Below are 12,828 nucleotides of genomic sequence, written 5' to 3' on the forward strand. Positions count from 1 at the left end.
CTCATTGATTGCGCTTTTGCTTTTGTCGATTGGTTCAGGTGTTTAAAGGACACTTTAAATAGAATTGCGCCGTGCTTCATGTTTTTGTGTATTGCGTAATGGTGTCACTTTCTCATGTAAAACAGAATGCTTTAAACAAAATGCGTTTGTGTTGCATATTTGTGCACGTATTTTAATAAATATCTCTCAATACACTCGACCTCATTTCACGATAGCGTGCGTAGAAAGTATAACGGTAAAGCTTCCGTGAATGACATAAAACTCATAACCATATTTATTGTCATAAAGACACATGGTGCTTGAGAAAATTCATTAAAGACATTTTTATTCTTTTCTTAAAGTGCTTCTTACCCATACACCAACAGTGTTTATGAGACGAGCAGAAAATGATAGTGATTGATTCACTATGAAAGGATTTGAAATGAGAGAATCCTTGTATTCGAGGTTATTATTCAAGTTAAAAAACGATGAAATATTATTATGCATTAATCTTGTGTCTAAGAACGTAAAAGATCATTAATGGATGTTTTTTCTCGTGTTTTTTGATCAACACGTTTTACAATAACAGCACAATAAAGGCTAGGTCCTGCTTCACCATTTGGTAAAGGTTTTCCAGGGAGAGAACCTGGTACAACCACTGAATAGGCTGGTACTTCACCAATAAAAATTTCACCTGTTGTACGATCAATAATCTTTGTTGATTTTCCAATAAAGACTCCCATTCCCAAAACAGCACCTTCACGGATAATACAGCCTTCAACAATTTCAGAGCGAGCACCGATAAAGCAATGATCTTCAATGATTGTTGGATTTGCTTGCAGTGGTTCCAAAACACCTCCAATACCAACACCGCCAGAAAGATGGACATGTTTACCAATTTGTGCACAAGAACCAACGGTGGTCCATGTATCAACCATTGTGCCCTCATCGATAAAAGCACCAAGATTGACAAAGGAAGGCATCAATATAACGTTGGGTGCAATGTAAGCAGAATGACGTACAATGGCTCCAGGAACGGAACGGAAATCAGCACTTTTAAAATCTGCCTCTTGCCAACCAGAGAATTTTGAAGGAACTTTATCCCACCAATGTGTCCCATTGATTCCACCAGTAATAATTTGCATAGGATTAAGCCGAAAAGAGAGTAAAACCGCTTTTTTCAACCATTGATGAACATGCCATTGTCCATTTTTGTGTCGTTCTGCAACACGAATTTCACCTTTATCAAGAAGGTTCAATGCATGTTCAACACTCTCACGTATTTCGCCTTTTGTGGTAGTATCGATAGAATCGCGATCATCAAAAGCTTGTTCGATAATAATTTCAAGTTGTGTGATATGGGTCATGACGAGAGTTCCGTTAAACAAGTTGAAAGCTTCAAGATTTATTCTCTATGAACTACGCGAAGAAATGTGTTCAGTCAATAAAACGATGAGGAAGTAGGACAGGTGTATGAAAAAAAGCTGTAAAGAAAAAAGAAAAGCAGAGCAAGAAAACTGGGCACCACTTCTCCATGCGAAGGATGCTCTACAACAAATACATAAAGTTTCTAATTCAGCACAAATGCGTTCGTCTACTTATCGTTTAGCCTATACCGATCAAGATTTTATGATGCGTCCAGAGCTGCGCTCACAACGTATTAGTCTTGAATTTTTAAAGCCGGAAATAACCCTTAAAGAATATGATATTCAATCAACAGTTGTTTTGTTTGGTGGTGCGCGTATTCCTGAACCTGGGCAAGCAGCGTGGGCTGCAAAAAATGAAATACAAAAGAAAAATTTGCATGCTATGTCACATTATTACGATGAAGCAAGAGAGTTTGCGCGTTTGTGCTCACTTTATTCTGCTACGACAGAATATCGTGAATTTGTGGTTGTTACGGGGGGCGGACCAGGAATCATGGAGGCGGGAAATCGTGGTGCTTGTGATGTTGGTGCCCCAACGATTGGCTTGAATATTATTTTACCACATGAGCAAGAGCCTAATTCGTATGTGTCGCCGCATTTGTGTTTCAATTTTCATTATTTGGGGATGCGCAAAATGCATTTTTTAGTACGAGCGAAAGCCCTAGCCATTTTCCCTGGCGGATTTGGGACTCTGGATGAACTGTTTGAGACGTTAACTTTAGTACAGACAGGGCGTATGAAACAGGTACCAATTTTATTGTTTGGCAAAGAATTTTGGAGCAATACTATCAATTTTGAGTATCTGTCTGCACAAGGTACAATCTCTCCTACTGATGTTAATTTTGTGAAATTTGTTAATACAGCAGCAGAAGCTTTTGAAGAAATTCGTTCTTTTTATAAACTGCCTTAACGACTTTTGAGACGCTCACTCTTGAAGGATCATTAATACTCTACTTTGGTTAAATAAAGTCCTGAGGGGGGGGCAACAACACCACAACGTTTACGATCTTTAGCATGAAGAGCTGCTTCGAGATCTTGAGCTGTCCAACGTCCAATACCCACTTCCATGAGGCTTCCTGCGAATGAACGGATTTGATGATGAAGAAAAGAACGAGCTTGTGCATAAAGAAAAATTTCTTCACCTTCTCTTTGAATATCGAGGCGTTCAAGGGTGCGAATAGGGCTTTTGGCTTGGCAATGTGCTGAACGGAAAGTTGTAAAATCATGTTGTCCTACAAGCTTTTGCGCAGCTTCATGCATGGCGTCAGCATTAAGAGGCTTTGGCAACCACCACACGCGTTTGGCATTTAAAGCTGGTGGAGAGCGACGATTGAGGATTTTGAAAAGATAATGGCGTTTGGTTGCGGAAAATCGTGCATCAAAGTCATCAGGGACATTTTCTACATTTAAGATTGAAATCGCCTCTCCCTGTTTACGTAAAAGAGCATTGAGCGCATCTCGCACAGTATGGGAGAGCCAGTTTTTTTCAAAATCAACATGCGCAACTTGTCCGGTAGCGTGTACGCCCGCATCCGTTCGTCCTGCTGTTGTTATGGTCAATTGTTGTCCACTAAAGCAAAAAATCGCTTGTTCAAGAGCTCCTTGTATCGTGTGAAGTTTTGCTTGACGCTGCCAACCAGCATAATTTGAACCATCATATTCAAGAGTGAGTTTAAAACGTGGCATCTTAAAAAACAGCAGAAATATGAGCACCTCGCAAAAAGGTTGCGCTATCAAGAATTTTACCGCCAGATCTTTGGAGAGAGGTTATTTCTATCCGTCCTTGCCCACAATGGATAATCAAAGAATCTGGTTCTATCCGTCCAATTTCAAGAGAAGGACCTGTTGTTAAACGACTATCAAGAATTTTTACACGTTCTTCTCGTCCACCGATATTCATATTGCACCAGCAACTAGGAGAGGGAGAGAGCGCGCGAATATGCCTATGAATAAACTCTGCTGGTTTTGTCCAATCAATGCGGGTTTCTTCTTTTCTAATTTTGGCGGCATAGGTGATGCCTTCTTCTGATTGTGGGGTCAGTTTAAGTCGTCCTTTTTCAAGAGTGGATAAAGTCTCTACCATAAGTTCTGCGCCAATATGTGAAAGTCTGTTTGAAAGCTCAGCAGTGGTGGTGTTATCCGTAATGGGGATGGAGCGAGAAAGAGCGATAGGCCCCGTATCAAGTCCTTCATCCATTTTCATGATCATGATACCTGTTTCTTTATCACCAGCCATAATTGCTCGTTGAATAGGCGCAGCACCACGCCAACGTGGTAAGAGTGAAGCGTGGGCATTAAAACAACCAAAACGCGGCGTTTCGAGAATAGCTTTGGGTAAAAGGAGTCCATAAGCCACCACAATAGCAGCATCAACAGAAAGTGCTGCAAATTGCTCCTGTTGTTCGATTGTTTTAAGTGTTTGAGGTGTAAAGATGGGTATAGATTTCTCTTTTGCTACGGTGTGAACAGCGGAGGGGATTAATTTAAGCCCTCGACGTCCTGCTGGGCGAGGGGGTTGACTATAAACAGCAACAACATCATGACCTGCATCCAGTAAAGCATGTAAAATAGGAACAGAAAAATCTGGTGTTCCCATAAAACTTAATCGTAAAGCCATTACAAAACTGCTTCCTGCATGTTTTTTTCTTTTGCGCGTTTTTTAAATTTTCGTATCACCATATCGCGTTTGATCTTTGAAATGTAATCAATAAAAAGGCGCCCATCTAAATGATCAATTTCATGCTGCAAGCAAGTTGCCAAGAGATCGTCTGCTTCAATTTCTGTTTGTTTTCCTTTACGGTTCTGATAGCGAACACGAAGGCGTTTAGGACGTTCAACCTCTGCAAAATAATCAGGAATAGAAAGACAACCTTCTTTGTAAATATTACGCTCATCTGAAAGCCATAAAATTTCAGGGTTGATAATAACAAGTGGTTTTTTCTGCTCATCTTCAGAATTTCCAGAGACATCTATAACCAACATACGTAGCGGTATACCAATTTGAATAGCAGCAAGACCAACGCCCTTAGCATTATACATGGTTTCCAACATGTCATCTGCAAGTTTTTGGAGAGATGAATCGACCTGCTCAACAGGTTTGGACACTTCCCGTAAAATCGGATCAGGTAAAGTAATTAAAGATCTCATTGGCATAGGCATAAGTAGAGATTAATCAATGGTTTGTTATTGGTCAATATTGAATAACGGATTCTTGCGTTTTTTTACAATAAGAGCGTTATATTACAATTTATGTTTGATTCGTTTTTTTCCATACTCGCTGGTGATTTTTTTTCTAAACTAGTGCTTTTGCTTTTATTTATACTTGTCTGTTTGGCATTTTTTATGTTGATACATTCTCATCGAAAAAAAGCATTTTTGGAAAATGAAATTGCTGAACGCGCACGTGAGGCACAAATGCAGATGGCTACCTTGCTGAAAACACAAGCTGAAATGCAAGGGCGAATGCAAACGATGGCGGAAATTTTTGGTCAACGGCAGGCTGAATTGAATAAATCACTCAGTGAGCAACTCAATGGGATGACAACAAGCTTAGGCCAAACACTTCAGATACAGACTAAATCCACTTATGAAAATTTGAATCGTTTGCAAGAGCGTTTAGCAGTGATTGATGCGGCACAAAATAATATTCAATCGCTTACGGGACAAGTTGTTCAGTTACAGTCTATTTTAAGCAATAAGCAGACACGTGGTACTTTCGGTCAGGGGCGGATGGAAGCAATTATTGCCGATGCCTTACCAACAAACGCTTATGCTTTTCAGGCCGTTCTTTCTAATGGAAAGCGCCCAGATTGTCTCATTCATATGCCCAATAAAGCCCCTTCTCTTGTTGTTGATGCTAAATTCCCTCTGGAGGCTTGGAATGCTATGCGTAAGGCAGAATCAGCGCAAGAGCGTCAAGAGGCAGAACGCCAATTTCGTACCAATATGGAAGTCCATATTCGTGATATTGCACAAAAATATTTGATTCCTGGAGAAACTCATGACACTGCTTTCCTTTTCGTGCCATCTGAATCGATTTTTGCAACAATTTATGAGGACTTTGAGGCATTGGTACAAAAATCCAATAGAGCTCATGTGATTATTGTTTCACCATCTTTGTTGATGCTCTCTGTCCAAGTGGTACAAACCATTATGAAAGATGCGCGGATGCGTGAACAAGCGCATTTAATTCAATCAGAAGTAGCAAAATTGATGGAAGATTTTGGACGAATGGATATGCGTGTTCGCGCATTACAGAAGCACTTTCACAAAGCAGGTGAAGATATAGAGGGTATTTTGATATCGTCCTCCAAAATTATGAAACGGGCAAATCGCATTGAAACTGTTGAATTAAAAGAAAATTACTCTGAACCAACAAAAATGACAACATTAGCTCAGTCGCAAACATTGCGTTTTGCTGATGAGGAATAAAGCAAAGCAAGCTTCTTAAATATCACAAGTTAGATCATGTTCTTTATTGATTGGTAATCATTTTTTAGTATCTCTATCTTGTTTTATTTCTTAAACGAGAGGAATAGGAATATGCGACACCTTTTGTTTTTAGGGGCACTGGTGTTTTTGCTAGAGGGATGTGCAACAACCACTCCCATCCACACAAATAATGCTTGTGCTATTTTGGCACAAAAAAATGGTTTTTTTGACAATTGGGGTAAAGTGTCTCAAAGAGCGGAAATGCGCTATGGAATTCCTATGCCTATCATTCTTGCAACCATTAAGATGGAATCGAGCTTTCGTCACAATGCACGTCCTCCACGCAAAAAACTACTTGGTTTTATCCCATGGAAGCGTCGGTCGACAGCTTATGGTTATGCTCAAGCGCTTGACAGTACATGGGCAATGTATCTTCGCTCGACAGGAAAGTCTTTTGCATGGCGTACGAATTTCGCAGATGCTGCTGATTTTGTTGCTTGGTATCATCGCCAAAGTGTTCAACGCAATGGGGTGAGATTTGATGATGCATATAGCCTTTATTTAAATTATCATATGGGACATGGTGCTTATGCGCGTAGTGGCGGGCATGCCACTACGGCACTCTCACAGGCAGCACAGCGCATGGCAAGGATATCGAGGCTCTATGAACAGCAATTAAAAAGATGTGGATGGCATTAGGGAAGATTTTTGAAAATCTCAATCAGGGAATTGATGTGGTAAAATCATTTGAGGGAAAAATTTTTTATGATACGACAAGGCTGTCTCGTTTTTCTGATCATTCAATGAAATAAATTGTTATTTTTTAGAATAAACTCAAGCAACAGAAAGCTTTTGCAATACACAATATATTTGAAGATACTCTCGACATTTTTACCTCCTTTGTTTAAAAAATTTACAATGGAGACTATCTTCTATTTAGCGCTGGCATTTCGCATTGGGCTAAGTACTAGAGGTTATTGAAGAAAAATTTTAAAATATAATATCATTTTTTATTTTCATTATGCGTATTACTGGCTGATTATTATATGAATATTTTCTTTGTTAAGCGTATAAAATAGCAATTAAAACAAATGCAATTCGGGCATCATAAAAAGGGTGAAATATTCAATATAAAAAAACGAGAAATGCATTAAACGAAAAAACGTTGTTTTGTATAAAGAGGGCGCTACAGTCCTCAAAAGAACTAAGTATATTTAGTATTGTATGAAATAAAACATACTCGTCCATCCAGTCCATTTTAATTGAAAGACGTTATCTTATTGTATTGTAAAAACACTATCGTTTATAGGATGATAAGGTATATGCAACTTTACACACAATGAATATTCAGGGTAGGGAGTATTCAGAGAAAGATTTGTAGCGCCTATGAAGTAACAAGTCAGTCTCCAATGTTGTGATAGCTTTTGCATTTGAGAATATTTATGAGAAGCATTTTTATTCTTTTTCTTAAATTGTTTAAGCATATTGATTTATAAAGATAATATATCGTTATTCATATTAAAGTAAGAATTTCGAATGGCGTAGGGCTTTATCGTTTCAGATCTCTTGAGGTTGAATCAATAAATCCATTGGCTTGCACATAACAAGCGCAATTGGCATGTGGATAAAAACTGTGAAAGAAAAGACTAAAAATGTTTTTTATGAACATTCTAAAATGTAAGAATTATCGCCAACATTGGGAATTAGCACAATAATGATGGCGCTACTTTGCTCTCACACCTCAACCTTTCTTGTGATGCGCAAGGAAAAAAAATAATTGATTCAATATATTATTTAAGCGTTAATATACCTTAGTATTGAGCAGGTAGATGCTAATCAAAGTGAGTAATTTTCTTGGCAGGACATCTGATCAGATTAAAAATACTCAAAAAAAGCTCTAATTTTCAATAATTGAGAAGTATATTTTAATATTTTATTCTCTACTCTTTGTTTAAGTACTTCATACCTTTTAAAAAGATATCGGTAGCCAACATATTATGATTTTGTGGAAATATTGTGGTAAAGGAAATTCAAATTTTGTCCTTTAAGACAAGGCGTAGGTTAAACAGCACATTTTCTATTTCTGTGCAAAACATAAAAGAATTATCTACTTTCACGGTTGCAACAGTAAAATTTTATAATCCAACAAATGATTAAAAACGTATTATAATATCATTAAAATGCAAGGAACAAGCGCTATTGGAATGATGATTAAATAGCAAATAAACCTTTTAAATTGATGTACACATCCTTTATTATAATTGATTCCCTTGATAGAACAGTTTGTCCTTTTGGTGGAGCTAAGCGGGATCGAACCGCTGACCTCTTGCATGCCATGCAAGCGCTCTCCCAGCTGAGCTATAGCCCCTATAAAAACAAATTTTTCCAAAAGGACAGTATACAATTCCAACTTTTCTAGAACGATCAAAGTTGAAGATCAAGAAGAATTTACATTCAATGGAAAAGATGTCCTTTTTTATTTCTCTTAAGCATCGTCATCATTAGAAACACCGCCTCCGAGAATATTAGTAACGTCATCATCTTCATCGTCACCATCATGAGATAAAAATGTATCATCATCATCACCAAGATCTACATCACTATCTTCTAAATCAGGAAGATCGTCATCTTTAGAATCCTCATCATCCTCTTCAAGAAGCATAAAAGCAGATTTTTCAAGTGCTGTATCAAGCTCTTCAGTATCAACTTCTTCCTCATTGTTTGCTTCAGCTGCTGCAACTTCAAAGTAAGAACGCGGATAAGAAATTCCTGTATAGGGCGACACAATAGGATCGCGATTTAGATCGTAAAATTTTTTTCCTGTTTCTGGATCAACACGTTTAGTTCCAAGTTCTTGTTTTGCCATAAACCGTGCCTCTTTGATTAACTATTATTCCATTAAAGATAAATTTTATGGTGCTTAATCGAAAAATAATACCTTTGTCAAAGATAAATACACTGTTCCACAGTGATTTTTTCATGACGTCTTTTAAAGCATGTGCTAAAGGATGCACAATTTCATAAAAGTTAGATAGAATTAAATAGAATTTCCATGCAAAAAGCAATCCCTATAACCACCTATAAATCGAGTAGTCTCTCTGGAAAAATTCAAATACCAGGAGATAAATCAATCTCTCACCGCTCTCTTATATTGGGAGGATTAGCAAGTGGTGAGACATATATTCATGGATTACTTGAAAGCGCTGATGTACTCAATACAGCTGCTGCTATGCAAGCTATGGGTGCCTGTATTATTAAAAAAGATGACTTCTGGATCATACGAGGAACAGGGAATGGTTGCCTTTTAGCTGCACAAAAACCTTTAGACTTTGGAAACGCTGGAACAGGTGCTCGTTTGGTTATGGGAATGGTTGGTCCGTATCATATGAAAACAACCTTTATTGGTGATGCTTCTCTCTCTAAACGTCCAATGGGACGTATCCTTGATCCACTGCGTCTCATGGGGGTTGAAATTGAGGCAACGCGCGACGATCATCTTCCTTTAACGCTTTATGGTCCGAAAATGGCTAATCCGATTCGTTACCGTGTTCCAATAGCTTCCTCCCAAATTAAATCAGCAATTCTGCTTGCTGGACTCAATACCGCCGGCATTACAACTGTTATTGAACCAGTTCTGACACGAGATCATACGGAAAAAATGTTAAAAGCATTCGGTGCGCAACTTGAAATAGAAAAAGATAACGAAGGTGCGCGTTTGATTCATCTTAATGGTCAACCCCATCTTACTGGACAAACGATTCATATTCCGGGCGATCCTTCTTCTGCTGCTTTTCCAATTATCGCAGCCCTTCTTATAGAAGACTCTGATATCACCATTGAAAATGTTTTGATAAATAACTCTCGAATAGGACTTATCGAAACATTGTGGGAAATGGGTGCTCAAATTGAATTTTTGAACCGACGTCAAACAGGTGGAGAGGATGTTGCTGATCTACGGATAAAATCATCGGTCCTTAGAGGCGTTACGGTGCCCAAAGAACGTGCTCCATCGATGATTGATGAATATCCTGCTTTGGCAGTAGCAGCAGCCTTTGCAGAAGGCAAAACAGTAATGCTAGGAATTGAAGAGTTGCGTGTAAAAGAATCAGATCGACTGTCTGCTGTTGCTCAAGGACTCGAAATTAATTGCGTAGACTGTGAAGAAGGTCAAGATTTTCTTATTGTTTATGGAAAAGGTTCTGCCAAAGGTTTGGGTGGTGGACATGTCTCCACACATCTTGATCATCGAATTGCTATGTGTTTTCTCATTTTTGGGCTTGTATCAGAAAAACCTGTTACTATTGATGATAAACGAATGATCGCTACGAGCTTTCCAGAATTTATTCCTTTTATAAAACAACTTGGGGGAAAAATCGCTTGAAGCCTTTTGTTATCGCCATTGATGGACCTGCAGCCTCAGGCAAAGGAACCTTAGCACGCAAAATTGCTGCACATTATCGCCTTCGCCATCTCGATACTGGTCTTACTTATCGTAGTGTTGCTCATACGCTTTTACAACAAAATTTAGCTCTTAATGATGAAAAAAATGCTATTATTTATGCTAAAGAACTTGATTTTAATACCTTAAATCCTTCTCTTCTTTCTTCTCATGAACTTGGTGAAGCGGCTTCAAAAATAGCAATTAATCCTGCTGTACGCAAAATTCTTGTCGAAAAACAACGCAACTTTGCTAAAGTTTTGCCCGGCTGTGTGCTTGATGGGCGTGATATCGGAACTATTGTTTGTCCTGATGCCGATATCAAGTTTTATATTCTAGCCAATGTCCAAACACGCGCCAAACGTCGCTACCAAGAGATTTTAAAAAAAGGTGTTCAAGCAAATTATCATGAAATCCTAGCTCAACTTGAACAGCGCGACAGTCGCGATATAACGCGCAAACAAAGTCCATTAAAACCAGCAAAAAACGCCCACTTGCTTGATACGTCAGAATTGAGTATAGAAGCAACATTTGAAGTTGCATGCAGTTTTATTGATCCAATCATAAAAATGCATATAATTGGATAAATTCGTTAAGGTAACTTCCAGCCTAGCGCTAACTTTTTTTCCTTTATTCAAGGAAAAAGGCTAAGAAGTTGCTTATGTTAACACTAACCCAGCGCTCATACCTTATAATACAAGGTATATATTAGGAGTTCTTATGTCACAATACAATCCCACAACAGCGGATTTTGAAGCCCTTTTAACAGAATCTTTTCAAACTAATGATCTTAATGAAGGATCTGTTGTTAAAGGTCGTGTTATTGCAATCGAAAAAGACATGGCCATTATTGATGCTGGTCTTAAAGTCGAAGGACGTATTCCTCTCAAAGAATTTGGAGCTAAAGCAAAAGATGGTTCTTTGCAAGTTGGCGATGAAGTTGAGGTTTACATTGAACGCATTGAAAATGCGATGGGTGAAGCTGTTTTATCGCGTGAAAAAGCACGGCGCGAAGAAAGTTGGGTCCGTTTGGAGGAAAAATTCAATGCTGGTGCACGCGTTGATGGAGTGATCTTTAGCCAAGTAAAAGGTGGTTTTACAGTCGATCTTGATGGTGCCGTTGCTTTCTTGCCTCGCAGCCAAGTTGATATTCGTCCCATTCGTGATGTTTCACCCCTCATGCATAATTCACAGTCCTTTGAAATTTTGAAGATGGATCGTCGTCGTGGCAATATTGTGGTTTCACGTCGCACTGTCTTAGAAGAAAGTCGCGCTGAGCAACGTTCAGAAATCGTACAAAATCTTGAAGAAAACCAAATCGTTGAAGGTGTGGTGAAAAATATTACAGATTATGGTGCCTTTGTTGATCTTGGTGGGATTGATGGTCTCTTGCACGTTACAGATATGGCATGGCGGCGTGTTAATCACCCATCTGAGGTGCTCACAATTGGCCAAACGATTAAAGTTCAGATTATTCGCATTAATCAAGACACGCACCGTATTTCTCTTGGAATGAAACAGCTTGAAAGTGATCCTTGGGAAAGCATCAGTGTCCGGTATCCGATTGGTAAAAAAATTACGGGTGCTGTTACCAACATTACTGATTACGGTGGTTTTGTTGAAATTGAACCAGGAATCGAAGGGCTGATCCATGTTTCTGAAATGAGCTGGACAAAGAAAAATGTTCATCCTGGAAAAATTCTGTCTACATCACAAGAAGTAGAAGTGGTTGTTCTTGAGATTGATCCTTCTAAACGGCGTATTTCTCTTGGCTTAAAGCAAACATTTGAAAATCCATGGGAAGCTTTTGCCAATAAATTTCCTGTCAATTCGCAAATTGAAGGAGAGGTTAAAAATAAAACAGAATTTGGTCTGTTTATTGGGCTTGAAGGCGATGTTGACGGTATGGTTCATTTGTCTGATCTTGATTGGAACCGTCCTGGTGAACAAGTTATTGATACTTATAATAAAGGCGATATCGTTAAGGCTGTGGTCCTTGATGTTGACATTGAAAAAGAGCGCATTTCTCTTGGAATTAAGCAGCTTTCCAGCGATAAAGTTGGAGAAGCAGCTGCTTCTGGCGAATTGCGAAAAGGTGCTGTTGTAACATGCGAAGTGATTGCTGTTAACGACAATGACATTGGTGTGAAATTGATTGATCACAACCTTGAGACAACCATTCGGCGTGCTGATCTCGCACGTGATCGTGATGAGCAACGTCCTGAGCGTTTCGCAATTGGGCAAAAGGTTGATGCTCGCATCACAGCATTTGATAAAAAAACACGTAAAATTTCAGTATCGATTAAAGCTTTAGAAATTGCAGAGGAAAAAGAAGCTGTTGCACAATATGGTTCTACAGATTCAGGTGCTTCTCTTGGTGATATTCTTGGTGCAGCTTTGAAAAAACAAGAACAAGATTAATCATCAATCATTAAAGTTAGTGTTATTATTAAGGTCACTCATTTTAGGAGTGACCTTTTTATTTTCTAAAGAAATTGTCTGCTTATTTTTAAATTATTGAAACAAAAATTATAAATGCTTGCAAATAAAAAC

The 12,828-nt window shown here is 38.5% G+C and carries 12 protein-coding genes and 1 tRNA gene; 7 read left to right on the forward strand and 6 right to left on the reverse strand.

Going from position 1 to position 12,828, the window contains the following annotated elements; genetic code table 11:
- Positions 1–497 precede the first annotated feature (497 nt).
- Positions 498–1,346, reverse strand: coding sequence for a 2,3,4,5-tetrahydropyridine-2,6-dicarboxylate N-succinyltransferase (gene dapD, locus ACFILD_RS06485; RefSeq protein ID WP_375630559.1), 849 nt, complete (start codon positions 1,344–1,346; stop codon positions 498–500).
- Between the two features lie 106 nt (positions 1,347–1,452).
- Here dapD and ACFILD_RS06490 point away from each other — a divergent pair, with 106 nt between their 5' ends.
- The gene (locus tag ACFILD_RS06490) at positions 1,453–2,316 is read left to right on the forward strand and encodes an LOG family protein (protein WP_375630557.1); all 864 of its coding nucleotides are present in this window, start codon (positions 1,453–1,455) and stop codon (positions 2,314–2,316) included.
- A 32-nt stretch (positions 2,317–2,348) separates the two neighbouring features.
- Here the strand turns inward: ACFILD_RS06490 and truA are convergent, their stop codons facing one another.
- Genes truA through def form a run of 3 tightly spaced genes read right to left on the reverse strand, consistent with a single transcriptional unit; the run spans position 2,349 to position 4,559 of the window.
- The gene (gene truA / locus ACFILD_RS06495; RefSeq protein ID WP_375630555.1) at positions 2,349–3,092 is read right to left on the reverse strand and encodes a tRNA pseudouridine(38-40) synthase TruA; all 744 of its coding nucleotides are present in this window, start codon (positions 3,090–3,092) and stop codon (positions 2,349–2,351) included.
- A 1-nt stretch (position 3,093) separates the two neighbouring features.
- Entirely contained in the window at positions 3,094–4,023 is a 930-nt protein-coding gene (fmt, locus tag ACFILD_RS06500) for a methionyl-tRNA formyltransferase (RefSeq protein WP_375630553.1), read from the reverse strand.
- On the reverse strand, positions 4,023–4,559 hold the full coding sequence (gene def / locus ACFILD_RS06505) for a peptide deformylase (RefSeq protein ID WP_375630727.1): 537 nt from the start codon (positions 4,557–4,559) through the stop codon (positions 4,023–4,025). The genes fmt and def overlap by 1 nt, the downstream gene beginning before the upstream one ends.
- 96 nt (positions 4,560–4,655) lie before the next feature.
- On the opposite strand from def, the gene ACFILD_RS06510 reads away from it, so the two are divergent.
- The 3 genes from ACFILD_RS06510 (at position 4,656) to ACFILD_RS06520 (ending at position 6,649) form a co-directional block, all read left to right on the forward strand.
- Entirely contained in the window at positions 4,656–5,837 is a 1,182-nt protein-coding gene (locus ACFILD_RS06510) for a DNA recombination protein RmuC (RefSeq protein WP_375664910.1), read from the forward strand.
- A gap of 111 nt (positions 5,838–5,948) precedes the next feature.
- Complete coding sequence (locus tag ACFILD_RS06515) at positions 5,949–6,536, forward strand: hypothetical protein (protein ID WP_273790243.1); 588 nt, start codon at positions 5,949–5,951, stop codon at positions 6,534–6,536.
- On the forward strand, positions 6,527–6,649 hold the full coding sequence (locus tag ACFILD_RS06520) for a hypothetical protein (protein WP_375630550.1): 123 nt from the start codon (positions 6,527–6,529) through the stop codon (positions 6,647–6,649). The genes ACFILD_RS06515 and ACFILD_RS06520 overlap by 10 nt, the downstream gene beginning before the upstream one ends.
- Positions 6,650–8,129: 1,480 nt before the next feature.
- Here the strand turns inward: ACFILD_RS06520 and ACFILD_RS06525 are convergent.
- Positions 8,130–8,205, reverse strand: a tRNA-Ala gene (locus ACFILD_RS06525).
- A 117-nt stretch (positions 8,206–8,322) separates the two neighbouring features.
- Positions 8,323–8,703: a TIGR02300 family protein gene (locus tag ACFILD_RS06530; RefSeq protein ID WP_273790244.1), complete on the reverse strand. Its 381-nt coding sequence runs from the start codon at positions 8,701–8,703 to the stop codon at positions 8,323–8,325.
- A gap of 186 nt (positions 8,704–8,889) precedes the next feature.
- On the opposite strand from ACFILD_RS06530, the gene aroA reads away from it, so the two are divergent.
- The 3 genes from aroA (at position 8,890) to rpsA (ending at position 12,696) form a co-directional block, all read left to right on the forward strand.
- Positions 8,890–10,218, forward strand: coding sequence for a 3-phosphoshikimate 1-carboxyvinyltransferase (gene aroA / locus ACFILD_RS06535; protein WP_375659783.1), 1,329 nt, complete (start codon positions 8,890–8,892; stop codon positions 10,216–10,218).
- Positions 10,215–10,862, forward strand: a complete 648-nt coding sequence (gene cmk, locus ACFILD_RS06540; RefSeq protein WP_375617510.1) for a (d)CMP kinase — start codon at positions 10,215–10,217, stop codon at positions 10,860–10,862. The genes aroA and cmk overlap by 4 nt, the downstream gene beginning before the upstream one ends.
- Before the next feature lie 133 nt (positions 10,863–10,995).
- Positions 10,996–12,696 (forward strand): 30S ribosomal protein S1, encoded by a 1,701-nt coding sequence (gene rpsA / locus ACFILD_RS06545; RefSeq protein ID WP_026500132.1) that lies wholly within the window; start codon positions 10,996–10,998, stop codon positions 12,694–12,696.
- Positions 12,697–12,828: the final 132 nt, after the last annotated feature.

Source organism: Bartonella sp. CL162QHHD, assembly GCF_042195435.1.
Taxonomy (GTDB): domain Bacteria; phylum Pseudomonadota; class Alphaproteobacteria; order Rhizobiales; family Rhizobiaceae; genus Bartonella.